Annotated in this window: 19 protein-coding genes; 11 read left to right on the top strand and 8 right to left on the bottom strand. The window is 71.2% G+C overall.

What is annotated here, in order from left to right:
* Positions 1-104 precede the first annotated feature (104 nt).
* From ACZ41I_RS12500 to ACZ41I_RS12535, 8 genes are all read right to left on the bottom strand, one after another.
* Positions 105-1472, bottom strand: coding sequence for a nucleobase:cation symporter-2 family protein (locus ACZ41I_RS12500; RefSeq protein WP_468514024.1), 1368 nt, complete (start codon positions 1470-1472; stop codon positions 105-107).
* Between the two features lie 697 nt (positions 1473-2169).
* A complete protein-coding gene (locus tag ACZ41I_RS12505; RefSeq protein ID WP_363220194.1) occupies positions 2170-3555 on the bottom strand; it encodes an 8-oxoguanine deaminase in 1386 nt (461 codons plus the stop codon).
* Positions 3556-3632: 77 nt separating this feature from the next.
* Entirely contained in the window at positions 3633-3782 is a 150-nt protein-coding gene (locus ACZ41I_RS12510) for a hypothetical protein (RefSeq protein WP_363220202.1), read from the bottom strand.
* 65 nt (positions 3783-3847) lie between these two features.
* Positions 3848-4771, bottom strand: a complete 924-nt coding sequence (gene pucL, locus ACZ41I_RS12515) for a factor-independent urate hydroxylase (RefSeq protein ID WP_363220195.1) — start codon at positions 4769-4771, stop codon at positions 3848-3850.
* Between the two features lie 3 nt (positions 4772-4774).
* The gene (uraH, locus tag ACZ41I_RS12520; protein WP_363220196.1) at positions 4775-5170 is read right to left on the bottom strand and encodes a hydroxyisourate hydrolase; all 396 of its coding nucleotides are present in this window, start codon (positions 5168-5170) and stop codon (positions 4775-4777) included.
* A 4-nt stretch (positions 5171-5174) separates the two neighbouring features.
* Positions 5175-5687 carry a 2-oxo-4-hydroxy-4-carboxy-5-ureidoimidazoline decarboxylase gene (gene uraD / locus ACZ41I_RS12525; protein ID WP_363220197.1) on the bottom strand — a complete coding sequence of 171 codons (513 nt, stop codon included), beginning with the start codon at positions 5685-5687 and terminating at the stop codon, positions 5175-5177.
* 151 nt (positions 5688-5838) lie between these two features.
* A complete protein-coding gene (locus ACZ41I_RS12530) occupies positions 5839-6207 on the bottom strand; it encodes a helix-turn-helix domain-containing protein (RefSeq protein WP_363220198.1) in 369 nt (122 codons plus the stop codon).
* Positions 6204-6452 carry a YkoF family thiamine-binding protein gene (locus ACZ41I_RS12535; RefSeq protein WP_363220199.1) on the bottom strand — a complete coding sequence of 83 codons (249 nt, stop codon included), beginning with the start codon at positions 6450-6452 and terminating at the stop codon, positions 6204-6206. The genes ACZ41I_RS12530 and ACZ41I_RS12535 overlap by 4 nt, the downstream gene beginning before the upstream one ends.
* A gap of 271 nt (positions 6453-6723) precedes the next feature.
* Here ACZ41I_RS12535 and ACZ41I_RS12540 point away from each other — a divergent pair, with 271 nt between their 5' ends.
* The 11 genes from ACZ41I_RS12540 to ACZ41I_RS12590 all read left to right on the top strand — a co-directional run bounded on the left by ACZ41I_RS12540 (position 6724) and on the right by ACZ41I_RS12590 (position 18694).
* Positions 6724-7800, top strand: a complete 1077-nt coding sequence (locus ACZ41I_RS12540) for a lytic transglycosylase domain-containing protein (protein ID WP_468514025.1) — start codon at positions 6724-6726, stop codon at positions 7798-7800.
* Positions 7801-7853: 53 nt separating this feature from the next.
* Positions 7854-8846: an RNA polymerase sigma factor gene (locus tag ACZ41I_RS12545; RefSeq protein ID WP_468514026.1), complete on the top strand. Its 993-nt coding sequence runs from the start codon at positions 7854-7856 to the stop codon at positions 8844-8846.
* Between the two features lie 127 nt (positions 8847-8973).
* Entirely contained in the window at positions 8974-9903 is a 930-nt protein-coding gene (locus ACZ41I_RS12550) for an ABC transporter ATP-binding protein (protein WP_363219477.1), read from the top strand.
* A complete protein-coding gene (locus ACZ41I_RS12555) occupies positions 9900-10670 on the top strand; it encodes an MlaE family ABC transporter permease (RefSeq protein ID WP_468514027.1) in 771 nt (256 codons plus the stop codon). The genes ACZ41I_RS12550 and ACZ41I_RS12555 overlap by 4 nt, the downstream gene beginning before the upstream one ends.
* Before the next feature lie 3 nt (positions 10671-10673).
* Positions 10674-11489, top strand: a complete 816-nt coding sequence (locus ACZ41I_RS12560) for an MlaE family ABC transporter permease (protein WP_363219476.1) — start codon at positions 10674-10676, stop codon at positions 11487-11489.
* A 4-nt stretch (positions 11490-11493) separates the two neighbouring features.
* Positions 11494-12741, top strand: coding sequence for an MCE family protein (locus ACZ41I_RS12565; protein WP_399772954.1), 1248 nt, complete (start codon positions 11494-11496; stop codon positions 12739-12741).
* Entirely contained in the window at positions 12738-13778 is a 1041-nt protein-coding gene (locus ACZ41I_RS12570; protein ID WP_399772952.1) for an MCE family protein, read from the top strand. The genes ACZ41I_RS12565 and ACZ41I_RS12570 overlap by 4 nt, the downstream gene beginning before the upstream one ends.
* A gap of 239 nt (positions 13779-14017) precedes the next feature.
* Entirely contained in the window at positions 14018-15028 is a 1011-nt protein-coding gene (locus tag ACZ41I_RS12575) for an MCE family protein (protein WP_468514098.1), read from the top strand.
* The gene (locus ACZ41I_RS12580; protein ID WP_468514028.1) at positions 15025-16134 is read left to right on the top strand and encodes an MCE family protein; all 1110 of its coding nucleotides are present in this window, start codon (positions 15025-15027) and stop codon (positions 16132-16134) included. Before ACZ41I_RS12575 ends, ACZ41I_RS12580 begins: the two co-directional genes overlap by 4 nt.
* Positions 16131-17423 (top strand): MCE family protein, encoded by a 1293-nt coding sequence (locus ACZ41I_RS12585; RefSeq protein ID WP_468514029.1) that lies wholly within the window; start codon positions 16131-16133, stop codon positions 17421-17423. Before ACZ41I_RS12580 ends, ACZ41I_RS12585 begins: the two co-directional genes overlap by 4 nt.
* Positions 17420-18694, top strand: a complete 1275-nt coding sequence (locus ACZ41I_RS12590; RefSeq protein WP_468514030.1) for an MCE family protein — start codon at positions 17420-17422, stop codon at positions 18692-18694. Before ACZ41I_RS12585 ends, ACZ41I_RS12590 begins: the two co-directional genes overlap by 4 nt.
* Positions 18695-18700: the final 6 nt, after the last annotated feature.

The raw sequence follows: 18700 nt of genomic DNA on the forward strand, positions 1-18700 counted from the left end.
GCCCGAGCCGTGAACGCCTCGACACGGCCGGACTCGTTCATGTCGCCGAGACTGCCGCATACGACGGCGCGGGGCACGGCCGCAGACGTGCCCCGCGCCGGTTTTCAGTGCGCGGACGTGAGTTCCTGGCCCGCCTCCATGGGATGGGTCACGTCCTCGGCGTCCTTGCCCGTGCCGATGTGGTTGAAGACAAGGTTGAGCAGAACGGCGGTGACGCAGCCGGTCGAGATGCCGGAGTCCAGGACGATCCTCGCGGTCTCGGGGAAGGCGTGGTAGAAGCCCGGCGCGGTGATGGGGATGATGCCGACCGCCAGGGAGACGGCGACGATCAGGATGTTGTTGTCCTTCTCCAGTCCGGCCCGGACCAGGGTCTGGATGCCGCTCGCGGCGACCGAGCCGAACAGGACGACACCGGCACCGCCGAGGACCGGCCGGGGTACGACCGCGATGAGCGAGGCGGCCATCGGGCACAGGCCCATCAGGACCAGGAAGCCGCCGCCCACGGCGACGACGTAGCGGCTGCGGATCTTCGTCATCGCGACGAGGCCGATGTTCTGGGCGAAGGCGCTGCACATGAAGCCGTTGAACAGGGGGCTGAGGGCGGAGCCGAGGGTGTCGGCGCGCAGTCCGGCGGCGATGGTCTTCTCGTCGGCGGGGCGTTCGACGACCTCGCCGAGCGCCAGCATGTCGGCCGTGGACTCCGTCATGGAGACGACCATGACCACGCACATCGACAGGATCGCCGCGATCTGGAACTGCGGTGCGCCGAAGTGGAACGGGACCGGGAAGCCGACGACGTCCGCGTGGGCGACGGGGCTGAAGTCCGTGACGCCGAAGGGTATCGCGATGAGCGTGCCGGTGATCAGGCCGAGCAGGACCGCGATCTGCTTGACGAAACCGCGGGTGAAGCGGCGCAGGACGAGGACGATGGCCAGGGTGATGCCGGCGATGGTGAGGTAGGTCGTCGAACCGTAGTCGCTCGCCCTGGGGTCGGGGCCCTGGGCCCAGCCGAATGCGACGGGGAGCAGTGAGACACCGATCAGGGTGATGACCGAGCCGGTGACGACGGGCGGGAAGAAGCGGATCGCCTTGCTGAAGAAGGGGGCGGCGAGGAAGCCGAGGAGACCGGCGACGATGACCGCGCCGAAGATGACCGGCAGCGCATCGGACTTGTCCTTGGCGGAGGCGACGATCGCCGTCATGGGGGCGACGCCGGCGAAGGTGACGCCGTTGACGAACGGCAGCCGGGCGCCGATCTTCCAGAAGCCGAGGGTCTGCAGGAAGGTGGCGAGCCCGGCGGTGAACAGACAGGCTCCGGTGAGGAAGGTGAGGTCGGTGGCGGAGAGGCCTACGGCCGCGCCGACGATCAGGGGTGGTGCGACGACTCCCGCGTACATGGCGGCCACGTGCTGCAGGCCGCTGGTCGCCATTTTGAGGGCGGGGAGTTTCTCGTCAACAGGATGGGCGGCCACGGCGGCTCCTCCGAGCGGCTGACGCGTCGTTGTCGACGCGGGTTTCATGGAGGTGGTGCGTGTGGTCGTGCGGGACCAGGACGGGGTGGAGCTTGAGCGGGCCGAGCGCGGTGACCGTTCCGGGGCGCGTGCTTCCACACGCGCCCCGGAGACGGCTGCCGTGGACCCCGCTCGGGTCCACGGACCCCGGCCGGGAGCCGTCCCTCCCGGCCGGAGCGTTCCGGCGGGCCGCCCGCAGGGGCGACCGCCGCGTCTTCCGGCACGCTGCCCGTGCGGGGCAGCCTGCCAAGTCCTCCGGCGAGCCGACCGCATGGTCCGGCCTGCCGAGCCCTCCGGCGAGCCGGCCGCACAGGGCGACCGCCTGCTCCTTCGACGACCGGCCCGCACACCGGCCGACCGCCTGACCTGTCGACGGCCCGCCCGTACGGGGCGACCACCAGGTCTTCCGACCGACCGCCCACACGGGACGACCGTCCGGTCCTTCGGCGGACCGCCCGTACGGGGCGACCGCCAGGCCCTACGGCCGACCGCCAGGGCTCCCGGCCGCCCGCCCGCACGGGACGGCCGTCCAGACCCTCCGGCCGACCGCCCGTACAGGACGACCGTCCAGACCCTCCGGCCGACCGCCCCTACGGGGCGACCGCCAGGTTTGTCGGCGGGGCGGCCCGTAGGGGCCGGCCGTCGGAGTGCGGGTGGATCAGGGCTGGGCGGCGATCCGGGCGAGGCGCTGGGCCTCCTGGCGGGTGCTGCGGGCGATGGCGTCCTCGTCGACCGCGACCAGGCGGCCGTTGTCGACGATCTGGCGGCCGTTGACGAAGGATGCCGTGACCGGGGCCGCCGCGCCGAAGACCAGCGCGGTCACCGGGTCCGCGATGGACGCGTGGGCCAGGGTGTCCATCTTCCACAGCACCACGTCCGCCAGCTTGCCCGGCTCCAGCGAGCCGATCTGCTCGGCCCGGCCGAGAACCTGGGCACCGCCGTAGGTGCCGAGCCGCAGCGCCTGGCGGGCGTTGAGCGCGGCCTCGCGGTGGGCGCCGAGGCGGTTGATCAGCAGAGCGTTGCGCAGCTCGGTGTGGAGTTCGCCGGACTCGTTGGAGGCGGTGCCGTCGACACCGAGCCCGACCGGGACGCCGGACTTCAGCATGTCGGGGACGCGGGCGATACCGGCGGCGAGACGGGCGTTGGAGGACGGGCAGTGGGCGACGCCCGTCCTCGTGCGGGCGAACGCGGCGATGTCGGAGTCGGTCATGTGGACGCAGTGCGCCATCCACACGTCCTCACCGAGCCAGCCCGTGGATTCGAAGTAGTCGGTCGGGCCCATGCCGAACAGCTCGTGGCAGAACTTCTCCTCCTCCACGGTCTCCGAGCCGTGGGTGTGCAGCCGTACGCCGAGCCGACGGGCCAACTGAGCGCCCTCGCGCATGAGTTCGGTGGAGACGGAGAACGGGGAGCAGGGGGCGACGGCCACCTGGGTCATGGCGTCGAAGGAGGCGTCGTGGTGCTGCTTGACGGTCGCCTCGGTCGCCGCGAGCGCGCCCTCCAGCGTCTCGACGGCGAAGTCCGGCGGCAGTCCGCCGTCCTTCTCACTGCGGTCCATCGAGCCGCGGGCCAGCGTGAAGCGGACGCCCATCTCGGCGGCGGCCCGGATGATCGAGCCGGACAGGTCGCCGGAGCCGTGCGGGAAGACGTAGTGGTGGTCCATGGCGGTGGTGACACCGCCGCGGGCCATCATCGCGAGGGACCCCTGCGCGGCCGCGTAGGTCATCTGCTCGTCGATGCGCGCCCAGGTGGGGTAGAGCGCGACGAGCCAGTTGAACAGGTTGTGGTCGGTGGCCAGACCCCGGGTGATCCACTGGTAGAAGTGGTGGTGGGTGTTGACCAGGCCGGGCGTGGCCAGATGACCGCTCGCGTCGATCCGGCGCACCACGTTCTCCAGGCCTTCGGGGGCCTGGCCCGCGCCGACCGACTCGATGCGGTTGCCGGCGACGACGAGGTACCCGGAGGCGTACTCGGTGTCGTCTGCGTCCACGGTCGCGATCGCGCAGTTCTCGATGACGATGCGCTGGGCTGCCGATGGTGCCATCGTGCTTCCTTGTCTTTCAGTGGCGGGCCCGTGAACAGGGGGAGGGGGAGCGTCCACGGGGAGGGCACGGCAGGACCCTAGGAGGATTTGAGTGCCGGAGCCGGGTGGCGGCTCCGGGTGCCGAGGTGATGGAAGAACAGGTTGAGCAGGACCGCGACGAGCGCCACGGCCACCAGGACGATGGTGGGACAGGGGGCTTCGGCGGGCCCCTGCGCAGGCTGTGCCATGGTGTTCCCTCCGGTGTGGCGTGCCCCCGGCCCGGGCGGGCGGGACCGGGGACACGCGTCCCGCGTCAGAGGTTGGTCATGTCGACCGGGATCTTCGGCTCACAGCCGTCCCGGAGGATGGTCGCCTCGATCAGGCCGTAGGGCCGGTCGGCGGCGTAGTAGACCTCGTTGTCGTTCTTGAGCCCGAAGGGCTCCAGGTCGACCAGGAAGTGGTGCTTGTTCGGCAGCGAGAAGCGGACCTCGTCGATCTCGCTGCGGTTGTTGATGATGCGCGCGCCCATCTGGTACAGCGTCTGCTGCAGGGAGAGGGAGTAGGTCTCGGCGAAGGCCTGGAGCATGTGCTTCTTGACCTGCTCGTAGGACTTCTCCCAGTTGGGCATCTTCTGCTCGTCGTCGGTCCAGTTGAACCGCCAGCGGCCGGAGACCTGGGTGGCCAGGATGCGGTCGTAGGCCTCCTGCAGGGTCGTGTACTTGTCCTTGACGTAACCCCAGAACTCGGAGTTCGTCGAGTTCATCACGACCAGGTCCTTCAGGCCGGAGACGACCTCCCACTTCTCGCCGTCGTAGGTGACCTGGGTGACGCGGATCTCCTGGCCCTTGCGGACGAAGGAGTGCTTGACCTCGTCGGCGCCGATGAACTTGGAGTTGGCGTCGGAGGTCTCGATCCGCTCCCAGGCGTACTCCTCGATCCGGATCCGGGCGCGGTGGATCGGCTCCTGCGAGGTGACGAAGTGGCGGGCGAGGTGGATGCCGAACTGCTCGGCGGACTCGATGCCGTACTCCTTGGCGAACGCGTACACCGTGTTCTTGGTGGTGTCGGTCGGCAGGCAGTTGGCGTTGGAGCCGGAGTAGTGGACCTCCTCCATGTCGCCGCTCAGCGCGACGGAGACGTTGAGGTCCTTGATGTGGTGGGTGGCGCCGTCCCGCGTGATCTTTACGACTCGGTTCTCGGCCTTGCCGTACTGGTTCTGTCCCAGGATGGTCGGCATTAGCTAGCTCCCTCGGTAAACGGAGTAGCCGAACGGGTTGAGCAGCAGCGGTACGTGGTAGTGCTCCCCCGGTACGACGGCGAACGTGATCGCCACCTCCGGGAAGAACACGGCCGGTCCGCTGTCCCGATTCGCGGGGGCGTCCTGCTGCGCATCGGCTTGCTTCTTCTCGAAATACGGCTCCACCGCGAAGTCGAGCCGTACGTGTGTGGTCCCCTCCGGCAGGGCCGGCAGGTCCTTGCACCGGCCGTCGGCGTCGGTCGCGGAGCCGCCGAGCGCCTGCCAGTCGCCTTTGCGCCCGGAGCGGGCGGCGAGCTGGACGGCGACGCCCTCGGCGGGGCGGCCGATCGAGGTGTCCAGGATGTGGGTGGACACGGAGGCGGTGGTGCTGGTGCTCATGGTGTCAGGCGTCCTCTTCGACGAGTCGGGCCAGTCGGATGCGGTTGATCCTGCCCAGCTCGGTGCGGACGATCTCCCGCTCCTGCTCCGGCGCGTTCCCGATCCGCTCCTTGACCGCGTCCCGCATCTGCTCGCCGGTCCGGCCGGTGGCGCAGATGAGGAACACATGGCCGAACTTCTCCTGGTAGGCCAGGTTCAGTTCGAGCATCTCGGCCTTGAGCTCCTCCGAGGCGCCGGCCATGCCGCGCTGCTCGCGGGCGGAGGTCGGGTCGCCGGGCTTGGGCCGCCCGATCGGCGGGTGCCCGGCCATCGCCTCTTCGAGGTCCGCGGTGCTGAGCTCGGCCATGGCGGCGTCACTGGCGGCGTAGAGCTCCTCAGCGGTGGCGTAGGGGCGGGCGGCGAGCAGTCGCCGGGCCCACTCGGTGGAGGCGCACGCCTCGTGGAGGGCGGCGAGGGCCGCGCGCTCCTCCAGAGCGTTGAACCGGGCCAGGCCCGGGGGCGTGGAAGTCGAAGTCACGGGAGCCTCCGTGGCCGGATTCGGCCTTCGTGCTGAACGGGCTGCGAACAGCTAACGCCCTCCGAAACACGACGTCAACACTTTGTTGAAAATTCGGGGTAACGGCGCGGATTCCGTAGCGCCCGCCTGCCCCGGCGCCGTCAGCGCCCGCTCAGGCGCCCTTCTCCCGGTTGAGGTAGTTGTAGACGGTGAAGCGGCTCACCCCGAGCGCGCCGGCCACGGTCTCCACGCCGTGCCGCACGGCGAAGGCGCCACGGGCCTCGAGTATCCGTACGATCTCCTGCTTGGACTTGCGGTCCAGGTCGGCCAGCGGCATGCCGCGCCTGCGCTCCATGGCGGCCAGGATGTGGTCGAGGGAGTCGGCCAGCTGGGGCAGGCGTACGGCGACGACGTCGACGCCCTGCCAGGCGAGGACGACGTCCTCGGGGCCGGCCTCGTCCGGCGGGAGCATCTCCCCGCCCATGGCGTCGACCAGCGGTTTCACGGCCGTGATGAAGGGCTCGTCCCCGGTGCCGGTCATTCGCCCGCTCCGATCACGTTGACTTGCAGCGAGATCCGGGTGGCACCGGCCTGCAGGGTCTTGCGCAGCAGCGCGTCCACGGCGGTCAGCACCGCGTCGGCGCCGCCCTCGGCCGTGTTGCCGAACGGACCGACGTCCACCGCGTCCAGCTCCGCCGCCTCGATCACCTCGCGGGCCGCCAGCGCGTGCGCGGGCGCCTCGTCCAGGTCGAAGGGCTCGGTCGTGAACTCCACTCTCAGTCGCACTGTGCCCCCATGGCATCTGCTCCGGCCCGCGCGTTCCGCCAGGTCCGCGGCGACGGGGACCGGACCGCCCCGGCCGCCTGGGGAGACCTTAACGGAGATGTGTGCCGACCCGGCCTTGCCAGAGGGTCCGGTTTCCCGCCGTCTTCCTGCGATCTTCCCGCGACGGACGCACCGCCCGCCCGCGTAGAGCAGCAGAGCAGCAGAGAACGCGAGCGGCAGCAGACGCAGAGCACAGGGAGGGGACCGCGAGGTGCGCACATGGGGCAGAGGTGTGTTCAGAGGTGCCGGCAGAACGGCGATCGCGGCGGCGACGATGGCCGCGCTGACCGCGTCGCAGGCGCCGGGGGCGGTGTCGGCCGAGGCCGCGGAGCCCGCGCGGAAGGCGGCACCCGTCGAGCACGGCCGCAGCGTGTCCGGTGACACCCCCTACCGCACGGATCTTCCTCCGCTGCGGACCCGCGAGAAGGCCTCGGCGCAGGAGGTGACGGGCGGCGTCCTCCCCGCGACCGTCTATGCCGCGTACCGGCGTGCCGAAGCCGAGCTGGCGCGCACCGCGCCGGGCTGCGGGCTGCGCTGGCAGCTGCTGGCCGCGATCGGCCAGGTGGAGTCCGGGCAGGCCCGGGGCGGCCGGGTGACCCCGGACGGTACGACCGTGACGCCCGTCCTCGGCCCCCGGCTGACCGGCGGCGCCTTCGCCGTCGTGACGGACACCGACGGCGGCGCGTACGACGGGGACCCGGTGTACGACCGGGCGGTCGGCCCGATGCAGTTCATCCCGTCGACCTGGGGCCGCTGGGGCGCGGACGGCAACGGCGACGGACACGCGGACCCGGACAACGTCTACGACGCGGCACTCGCCGCCGGCCGCTACCTGTGTGCGGACGGCCGGGATCTGTCGGACCCCGCCGACCTGGACCGGGCGATCCTCGGCTACAACCACTCGGAGGCCTATCTGCGCACGGTCAGGGCCTGGTACGCGTACTACCTGACCGGACACCGCGTGGTTCCGGACGCGGCCGCCGAGTCCCGGGACCGGCCCAGGCCGTCCCGCCCGAAGACGCCGAAGACCTCGAAGACGCCGAAGGCCTCGCCGAAGCCGTCGGACGGCCGGAAGCCGGGCCCCGGGCCTTCGCGCACGCCGTCCACACCGCCCGCCGCACCCTCCCCCGCCCCGTCCCGTACGGCCGGCGCCCCCAAGGAGTCCCGGACCCCGCCGGTCCCCGCTCCGGAACCGACCCTCACCCTGCCCGGCGGCGGTGTGCTGCCCGGCACGGGGCCGCTGACCACCGGCAACAGCTGGAACACGATGGGCGTCTCCCCCTCCACAACCGCGGATACCCGGCGGTAATGTCGCCACCCGCCGGATGTACAGGACCGGTGGGTGAGCGCGAAGGGGCCCTCATGGCGACGGACATGCCCGCGGAGACGGAAGCCGCCGACGAGCGCTGGCAGCGCATGTGGAGCCACCGCGAGCAGTTGCTCAAGGTGGCCCGGCGCCGCTCGATGAGCCGGGAGGACGCCGAGGACGCCGTGCACGAGGCGATGCTGCGGGCCGCCGAGCGCCCGGACCTCGACGACGAGCGGCTCGGCGCCTGGCTGACGACGGTGACGATGCGGCTGTGCGTCGACCGGTACCGGCAGGTCAATCGCGAGGCCGAGGTCGGCAGCCGCCCCACGCTCGTCGCGCCGGGCCCGGTGCCCGTCGAGGAGGCGGTGTGCGACCGGGCCGAGGCGAAGTGGCTCGCCGTGCGCAGCGGGGAGCTGCCCGCCCGGCAGGCGGAGGCGCTGCGGCTGAAGTCCGAGGACCTGGACGTGAGCCAGGTCGCCGTGCGGATGGGGCTCAGCTACCGGACCGTCGAGTCGCTGCTCGCCCGGGCCCGGCGCACGCTGCGCGCCTCGCTGGCCGCGACGCTCGGCCTCGTGCTGTTCCTCGTCGGGCGCGGGCGGCCGCGCGGGGGCGGGAAGGTGCAGGCCGTGGCGGTCACCTCGACGGCGGCGACGCTGGCGGCGGCGGGCTTCGTGCTGCCGTACGCGCTGGACGGGGGCGGTGGCGCGGCGGCTCCGGCGCCGCAGTCGGCGGTGTCCAGCGGGGCGCGGGCCACCGGCAGCACCGGGCAGCCGCGCGCTCCCCGGACACCCGGGCCGTCGGCGGCCCCGGCTCGGGCGGGGACCCGACCGCCCTCCGGCACGGCCGTCCTGCCGCTCTCCGTGCCGCCTCTGCCGAAGGTCTCCTCCCCTTCGCTTCCCCAGCTGCCGACGCAGTCCGCGGTGCCGTCGGTGCCGCCGCTCCCTTCGGCGCCGCACCTCGGGTCCGTTTCCCTCCCCGTTCCCACGCCGAGCGTGCCGTCCCCGAGCGTGCCCTCCCCGAGCGTGCCTTCCGTGAAGCTGCCGTAGCAGGTCGAGCCGCCGTAGCACGCCGTACACACATCCGAAAAAAACTTCGCGGTCGCCGCGACGGACGCCCCGCCCCTCCCCGTAGAGCAGATGTCGGAGCTGCTCCACGGGCGAAGGGTGGAACCGGATGGGTGTCGAGATCTGTGTGGAAGGGCTGACCAAGTCCTTCGGTCACCAGGTCATCTGGCAGGACGTCTCGCTGACGCTGCCCGCCGGGGAGGTCTCGGTACTGCTCGGCCCCTCGGGGACGGGCAAGTCGGTGTTCCTCAAGACGCTCGTGGGGCTGCTGAAGCCGGAGCGCGGCTCGGTGAAGGTCGCGGGCCGGGACATCACCCGCTTGCGTGAGCGCGACCTGTACGAGGTCCGGAAGCTGTTCGGGGTGCTGTTCCAGGACGGCGCGCTGTTCGGCTCGATGAACCTGTACGACAACATCGCCTTCCCGCTGCGCGAGCACACCCGCAGGTCCGAGAGCGAGATCAAGCGGATCGTCCTGGAGAAGATGGACATGGTCGGGCTGATCGGCGCCGAGCAGAAGCTGCCCGGCGAGATATCCGGCGGGATGCGCAAGCGGGCCGGGCTCGCCCGCGCCCTGGTGCTCGACCCGGAGATCATCCTGTTCGACGAGCCGGACTCGGGCCTGGACCCGGTCCGCGTGGCCTACCTCAACCAGCTCATCGTCGACCTCAACGCACAGATCGACGCGACGTTCCTGATCGTCACCCATGACATCGCCTCGGCCCGCCAGGTCCCGGACAACATCGGGCTGCTCTTCCGGCGCGAGCTGGTGATGTTCGGGCCCCGCGAGCAGCTGCTGACCAGTGACGAGCCGGTCGTACGGCAGTTCCTGAACGGCCGGATGCAGGGGCCGATCGGGATGGCGGAGGAGAAGGACGCGGCCCAGGTCGAGCAGGAGCTGGCCCAGATCGGCGAGGGTCCGCCGGCACAGGAGCTGACTCCCCGTCTGCTGCCGAGCCCGGGCATCACCCGCCCACCCCGCTGGGAGGCGATCGCCCGACGGGAGGCCGAGCTGCACGGTACGGGGGTGACGGGCCTGTGAGCCTTTCCCCGACGGGCGCGCTCCGGCACTCGGGCAATCTGTTCGCGATGGCGCTGGACGTCGTCCGGACGCTGCCCCGACGCCCTTTTCAGGCACGGGAGTTCATCCAGCAGGCGTGGTTCGTCGCGAGCGTCACGATCCTGCCGACGGCGCTGGTCTCGATCCCCTTCGGGGCGGTCATCGCGCTGCAGATCGGCAGCCTCACCCGGCAGCTGGGCGCGCAGTCGTTCTCCGGTGCCGCGTCCGTGCTGGCCGTGCTGCGCGAGGCCTCACCGATCGTCACCGCGCTGCTGATCGCGGGCGCGGGTGGCACGGCGATCTGCGCGGACCTCGGGGCGCGCAAGATCCGCGACGAGATCGACGCGATGCAGGTGCTCGGCATCGACCCGATCCACCGGCTCGTCGTACCGCGTGTGCTCGCGTCGATGGTCGTGGCCGTCCTCCTCAACGGCCTCGTCTCGGTCGTCGGCGTCGCGGGCGGCTATTTCTTCAACGTCGTCCTTCAGCACGGCACACCCGGCGCCTACCTGGCGTCCTTCACCACCCTCGCCCAGCTGTCCGACCTGTGGGCGGCCGAGATCAAGGCGCTGGTGTTCGGGGCGATCGCGGGGATCGTCGCCTCGTACAAGGGACTGACCGCGAAGGGCGGTCCGAAGGGTGTCGGCGATGCCGTCAACCAGTCCGTGGTGATCACCTTCATGTTGCTGTTCGTGACCAACTTCGTGATGACCGCGGTGTACTTCCAGGTCGTCCCGCAGAGGGGGTAACCGATGAGACTTCTCGACCGCCCCTTGCGCTCCCTCGAAGAGCTGGGCACCCAACTCTCCTTCTACGGCCGTTCGCTGGCGTGGACGGGCCGCACCCTGCGCCGCTACAAGAAGGAGATCCTGCGGCTGCTCGCCGAGGTCAGCTTCGGGCGCGGTGCGCTCGCCGTCGTCGGCGGCACGGTCGGTGTGATCGCCTTCCTGTCCTTCTTCACCGGCACGGAGGTCGGCCTCCAGGGCTACGCGGCCCTCAACCAGCTCGGCACCTCCAACTTCGTGGCGTTCCTGTCGGCGTACTTCAACACCCGGGAGATCGCCCCGCTGGTGGCCGGGCTCGCCCTGTCCGCGACGGTCGGCGCCGGGTTCACCGCGCAGCTCGGCGCGATGCGGATCAGCGAGGAGACCGACGCGCTGGAGGTGATGGGCGTCCCGTCGCTGCCGTTCCTGGTGACGACCCGGATGATCGCCGGCTTCGTCGCGGTGATCCCGCTGTACGTGATCGGGCTGCTGTCCTCGTATCTCGCCGCCCGCACCATCACGACCGGCTACTACGGGCAGTCGACCGGCACGTACGACCACTACTTCCACCAGTACCTGCCGCCGGTGGACGTGCTCTGGTCCTTCGGCAAGGTGATCGTCTTCGCGGTGCTGATCATCCTGGTGCACTGCTACTACGGCTACCACGCGAGCGGCGGCCCGGCGGGCGTCGGCGTCGCGGTGGGCCGGGCGGTACGGACGTCGATCGTCGCCGTCAACGTCCTGGACTTCTTCCTGAGCCTCGCGATCTGGGGCGCCAACACGACCGTACGGATCGCGGGGTGAACCGGTGAGAACACTGAGACTCAGGCTGTACGGCATCGCGTTCCTCGCCGTGCTCGCGCTGTTGCTGTCCCTCGCGGTGGCCGTCTACCAGCAGGCGTTCACCACCGTCGTACCGATCACCCTGCAGGCCGGCACCCTCGGCAACCAGCTCGATCCGCGCGCCGACGTCAAGCTGCGCGGGGTGCTGGTCGGCGAGGTGCGCGAGGTGCACGCCGACGGCACGAAGGCCACGCTCGACATCGCGCTCAAGCCCCAGTACGTCACGGACATCCCCTCCGACGTGCGGGCCCGGCTGCTGCCGAAGACGCTGTTCGGCGAGAAGTACGTCGACCTCGTGGCGCCGACGCGGTCCTCGGCCCGGCCCATCCGCGCCGGGGACGTCATCACCCAGGACCGTACGAAGACCGGCATCGAGGTGCAGCAGCTGATGAACGATCTGCTGCCGCTGCTGCGGACCGTCCGGCCGGGTGAACTGAACGCCACGCTCTCGGCGTTCGCCACCGCGCTGGAGGGCCGCGGCGACCGGATCGGCGGCAACCTCACCCGGGTCGAGGGCTATCTGCGCCGCCTCAACCCGCACCTGCCCTCGCTCAAGGAGGACATCTCGCGGTTCGCGGACGTCGCCGAGGTGTACGGCGACGCGGCACCCGACCTGATGCGGATCCTGCGCAACACGGTCACCACCAGCCGCACGATCGTTCAGAAGCAGGACCAACTGGCTGCAGGGCTCCGCTCGACCGCCGCGGTGGCGGGCACGGCGAACGGCTTCCTCGCCGAGAACGGCGACCGGCTGATCACCCTGGGCCGCGTCTCCCGCCCCACGCTGGAGCTGTTCGCCCGTTACTCCCCCGAGTACCCCTGCCTGTTCCAGGGCCTGGCCCGGCAGGAGAAGGCGTCCGAGGACGCGTTCCGGGGCGGGGAGATGCGGATCACCCTTGAGGTCGTCCGGCCGCAGGGGGCGTACCGGCCCGGTGAGGAGCCGGTGTACGGCGAGCGGTCGGGCCCCGACTGCCGTGGCCTGCCGCATCCGCAGGTGCCCGGCCCGAAACCCCATCTCGACGACGGTACGTCCGCCCGGAGTCCGGGCGGCGCACTCCCCGGAGGTGTCGACGTGTCCGCCACCGCGGCCGAGCAGCGGGCCGTCGGCTCGCTCGTGGCCCCCGTCCTGGGCGTCCCCGCGGACAAGGTGCCGCCCGTCGCGACCCTGCTGTTCGGGCCGCTCGCGCGCGGAACGGCGGTGAGTGTCGCATGAGCAGGGCAGGAGCCCGGCAGACGGCCGGCCCGCTGATCAAGTTCAGCCTCTTCGCGCTGGTCACGATCACGGCGACGGCGCTGCTCGCCGCCACCATCGTCAACATCTCCTTCACCCCCAAGGACACCTACCACGCGGTGTTCAGCGACGTGACCGGCCTGGAGAGCGGCGACGACATCCGGGTGGCCGGAGTGCGGGTCGGACAGGTCGAGGACATCCGGATCAAGGACCGGACCCTGGCCGAGGTCACCTTCACCGTCACCTCCGGCCGGCCGCTGACCGCGGTCACCCGTGCGGTCGTCCGCTACCGCAATCTGGTCGGGCAGCGGTACATCGCGCTGACCGAGGGCGCCGGCGACGGCACCAGGCGGCTGCGGCCCGGCGGCACCATCCCGCTGTCCCGGACCCAGCCCGCGCTGGACCTCAACGCCCTGCTGAACGGCTTCAAGCCGCTGTTCGCCGCGCTCAGCCCGAGCGACGTCAACCAGCTGGCCACCGAGATCATCAGGACCCTGCAGGGCGAGGGCGGCACGGTGAACAGCCTGCTCACGCACACGGCCTCGCTCACCACCACCCTCGCCGACCGCGACCAGCTGATCGGCTCGGTGATCGACAACCTCAACACCGTGCTGGAGACGCTCGACAAGCGCGGCTCCCGCTTCTCCGATCTGCTCACGCAGCTGCGCCGGGTGGTCTCGGGGCTGTCCGCCGACCGCAAGCCCATCGGGGAGTCCCTGGCGAGCATCGGTGACCTCGCGGACGTCACCTCGGGGCTGCTGAAGGACGCGCGCCCGCCGCTGAAGGACGACATCGCCGGGCTCGGTGACGTCACCGGAACGCTGAACAAGAACGAGACCACCGTGGAGGGCGTCCTGAAGCGGCTGCCGAACAAGCTCGACAAGCTGACCGGGACGGCGTCCTACGGCTCCTGGTTCAACTTCTACCTCTGCGACTTCGACGGCCGGATCGTGCTGCCGAAGACGAAGCAGGTGCTCACACCGGAGCTGCACGTGGCACGGGCGAGGTGTGGCGGATGAGTCTGCGTGTCGTACGAAAGCGTCGTCCGGAGCCCCTGGTGAAGGTGCGCGTCCTGCCGCCGAAGCTGCCGAGCCTGCCGACGCTCCCCCGGCCGCCGAAGCGTACGGCCCGCCCCGAACCCCTGGTGAAGGTGCGCGTCCTGCCGCCGAAGCTGCCGAGCCTGCCGGCCCTGCCCCGGCCGCCGAAGCGCACGGCCCGCCCCGAACCCCTGGTGAAGGTGCGCGTCCTGCCGCCCGGGCTGCCCCGGATCCGGCTCGCGCGCCCGCGCCTGAAGCCGTTCCGTGAGCGCAATCCGGTCGTGGTCGGCGCGGTCGGCCTGACCGTCCTCGCCCTGCTCACGGTCGCCGCCTTCAACGCCGACAGCCTGCCGCTGATCGGCGGCGGCGACACCTACAGCGCGGACTTCTCCGAGGCGGGCGGGCTCAAGCCGGGCGACGAGGTGCGGATCGCCGGGGTCAAGGTCGGCAAGGTCGAGGACGTCGGCCTGGCCGGCGACCACGTCAAGGTCACCTTCAAGGTGAAGGGCGACCCGGCGTTCGGCACCGACACGGGCGCGTCGATCCGGGTCAGGACGATCCTCGGCGCGAAATACCTGGCCCTGCACCCGAAGGGCCCGGGCCGGTTGCGGCCGGGCAGCGAGATCCCGCTCCGGCGGACCGTGTCGGCGTACGACGTCGTGCAGGCCTTCAGCGACCTGACCACGACCACCGAGGAGGTCGACACGGACCGGCTCGCGAAGGCGCTGGACACGATCTCCGTCACCTTCCAGGACTCGCCCGCGGAGGTACGGGCGTCGATCAAGGGGCTGTCGCGGATCTCCCGGACGGTCGCCTCCCGTGACAAGGCGCTGCGCGGGCTCCTCGACCACGCGAACGGAGTCACCAAGGTGCTGGCCGGCCACTCGAAGGACTTTACGGCGCTGGTGAAGGACGGCGACGCGCTGTTCCAGGAGATCGGCAGGCGGAGTGCGGCGATCCACCAGCTGCTCAAGAGTTCCGCGCTGCTGGGCATCGAGCTGTCCGGCCTGGTCGACGACAACCGCAAGGAGATCGGGTCCGCCCTGAAGAACCTCAACACCTTCGTGAAGATGCTCGAACGCAACCAGGCGAGCCTCGACCGCAGCGTCCAGCTGCTCGCCCCCTATGTGCGGCTGTTCACCAACACCCTCGGCAACGGCCGGTGGTTCGACTCCTATGTCCAGAACCTGGTCGCCGCCCCGGTCACGCCGCGGACGGGAGGCACCCGATGATCCGCAGACTCCTGGCCCTGTTCACCGCGCTCGCCGTCGTCGTGGCGCTCGCCGTGGTGCTGTGGCCGCACTCCGACACCGTGCGGGTCACCGCCTACTTCCCGCGCACCGTCGGCATCTACCCCGGCTCCGACGTCCGCGTCCTCGGCGTCCGCATCGGCGAGGTCGAGAAGATCACGCCGCAGGGCGGCCGGGTCCGCGTGGAGCTGGCGTACGACCGGGGCCGCAAGGTTCCGGCCGACGCGCAGGCCGCCATCGTCAACTCCTCGGTGGTCAGCGACCGTTATGTGCAGCTGCTGCCGGTGTACCGCAAGGGCGCGGTCCTGCGGGACGGCGACGTCATCCCCGAGTCCCGTACGGCCGTCCCCGTCGAGCTGGACCGGATCTTCGACAGCCTGCACACCACCGCCGAGGCGCTCGGCCCGAACGGCGCCAACAAGAAGGGCTCGCTGTCCCGGCTGCTCGGGGTGAGCGCGGACAACCTCCAGGGGCAGGGCAAGAACCTCAACCAGACGGTCGAGGACCTCTCCCAGGCGGTCACCACGCTGTCCGACGGGCGCGGCGACCTGTTCGGGACCGTGCGGAACCTGCAGGTGTTCACGGCCGCGCTGGCGGCGGACGACAGCAGCGTGCGGTCGTTCGACACCGACCTCGCCGACGTGGCCGGGCAGCTCGCCGGGGAGCGCAAGGATCTCGCGGCCGCGCTGAAGTACCTGGCCGTGGCGCTCGGTGACGTGTCCGGCTTCGTGAAGGGCAACAAGAAGGCGCTGACCTCGGACGTCAAGGGCCTGGCGAAGGTCACCCGGGTCCTCGTCACCCAACGGGCCGCACTGGAGGAGCTGTTGACCGTCGCCCCCGCGGGCCTGTCGAACCTGCAGAACGCCTACGACCCGGCCGCCGGCACCCTCGACACCCGCAACAACCCCCAGACCCCGCAGGACCCGGCGTCCCTGCTCTGCTCGATCCTGAAGACGACCGGGGACGACCACGACGGCTGTGCGGGGCTGAGGAAGCTCTTCGGCTCCCTGCCCGAGCTGCCCTCGGCCCCGGCGGGCACGGGCACGGTCGACAAGACCCTCGGCGGAATCCTGGGGGCACGGGCATGAGCGTGCAGCGCAAGGCGCGGGCGGCCGCCTGGACAGCGGTCGGCTCGCTGCTGCTGACCGGCTGCGAGTTCAACGGCTGGTACGACGTCCCGCTTCCCGGCGGCGCCGCCTCGGACGGCCACGCCTACCACGTCACCGTCGAGTTCCGGGACGTACTGGACCTGGTGCCGCAGTCGGCGGTGAAGGTCAACAACGTCACGGTGGGCACGGTCGAGAAGGTGCAGCTGGACGGCTGGCACGCGCGGGTACGGCTGCGGATCGCCGACTCCGTGAAGCTGCCCGGCAACGCGGTCGCCGACCTGAGGCAGACCAGCATGCTCGGCGAGAAGTACGTGGCCCTGTCCGCGCCGACCGGCACCGCACCCGTGGGACGGCTCCGCGACGGCGACCGCATCCCGCTCTCCCGCAGCGGCCGCAACCCGGAGGTCGAGGAGGTGCTGTCCGCCCTGTCCGCGCTGCTCAACGGCGGCGGGGTGGCCCAGCTGAAGACGATCACCGTCGAGCTGAACAAGGCCCTGAACGGCCGGGAGGACCGGGTCAGGTCCCTGCTGAAGCAGCTCGACACGTTCCTCGGCGGGCTCGACGGGCAGCACGCGGAGATCGTACGCGCGCTCAAGGGCGTCGACCGGCTGGCGAAGCGGCTGAAGAAGGAGAAGAAGACGATCGCCCAGGCCGTCGACACCATGCCGCCCGCCCTGAAGGCCCTGGCCGACCAGCGCCGGGACCTGACGAAGATGCTCACCGCGCTGTCCGGGCTCGGCAAGACCGGCACCAAGGTGGTGAACGCCTCCCGGGACGACACCGTCGCCAACCTCAAGAAGCTGCAGCCGATCCTCCAGCAGCTGAACAAGGCGGGGGACGACCTGCCCGACTCCCTCGAAATCCTGACCACTTACCCCTTCCCGCGCAACGCCGCCGACGCCGTCAAGGGCGACTACGTCAACCTGAAGATCACCGCCGACCTCGACCTGGCCGGCCTCTACGGCAACGTCAGCGACAAGCCGGGCAAGGGCAGGAAGTCCCCGGCACCCAAGCCCCCGGGCCTTCCCGGCATTCCCACCCCCACCCCCCTGCCGTCCCTGCCGGACATCCCGTCTCCACCGGCTCCCCCGTCCCTGCCCGGCACCCCGTCCGTGCCTCCCGCGCCCTCGAAGCCTTCCGACGGCAGCACCCTGCTGTGCCCGCCGGTGTGCACCGCGGCCTACGGCGACGCGGACGGCTCACGTCGCCTCCCGCCCGGGATCGATCTCGGCCTCGCCGAGCTGATGCTGAAGGGGATACTGCCGTGATCACACGTACGGTCAGGGCCCAGCTGCTCGCCTTCGCGACCGTCACCGCCCTCGGGGTGTCGTACGTCGGCGCCCGGTACACGGGCCTGGTCGACGACGTCCTGCACCGCGGGTACACCGTGCGCGCCGACTTCGCCGAGTCCGGGGGCGTCTTCCCCGGCGCCGAGGTCACCTACCGCGGTGTGCCGGTGGGCCGCGTGGGCGATCTGCGGCTGACCGGCTCCGGGGTGTCGGTGGCGCTGAAGATCGAGGACGGCGCCCCGAGGATCCCGGCCGACACGCTGGCGGTGATCGCCGACCGGTCGGCGGTGGGCGAGCAGTACGTCGACCTCCAGCCGCGGGAGACGGGCGGGCCGTACCTGATGGACGGCAGCCCGATCCCGCGCAGCCGCACCCGGACCCCGCTGCCGGTCACCGACCTGGTCCTCAGCCTCGACCGGCTGGTCAACTCGGTCGGCAAGAACGACCTGCGGGTCACCGTCGACGAGCTGGGCAAGGCCTTCGCCGGCACGGGACCCAACCTGAGCCGTCTGGTGGACTCCGGCAACGCGCTCGTGGAGTCGGCGTCCGCGTCGCTCCCGGAGACGACCTCGCTGATCGAGGACTCCCGGAAGGTGCTCAGGACGCAGGCCGAACAGGGCTCGGCCATCAAGTCGTTCTCCCGCGATCTGGCCGAGCTCACCGCGCAGCTGAAGTCGAGCGACGGGGATCTGCGCCGGCTGATCGGCAATACGGCGCCCGCCGCGCAGGAGGTCGACTCCCTGCTGAAGTCCACGCGGCCGCATGTGCCGGTCCTGCTGGCCAATCTCGTCAGCGGCGGCCAGATCACCGTGGCCCGGCTGCCCGGCGTGGAGCAGGCCCTGGTCACCCTCCCGATCAACGTGGCGGGCAGCTACACGGTCGTCCCCGGCGACGGCACCTTCCACTTCGGGCTGACCGTGAACGCCGACGACCCGCCCGCGTGCACCCGGGGCTACGGCACCCCACGGCGCGATCCCGCCGACACCGGCACGCGCCCGGCGAACACCCGCGCGCACTGCACGGCACCGCGTGGCGGCCCGACCTCGGTGCGTGGTGCGCAGAACGCCCCCGGCGCGCCGCATGGTCCGGCCGGCGCGGACCGGGCCGCGTTCGTGGCCCCCTACGACCCGGAGACCGGCACCGTGACCGGCCCGGACGGCACGCCCGTCGAGATCGGCTCGACGGGCGGCGAACAGACCGTGTTCGGAAAGGAGTCGTGGCAATGGCTGCTCGTGGGACCGATGACATGAGAGGGG

The organism is Streptomyces sp. NPDC030799, assembly GCF_055572255.1.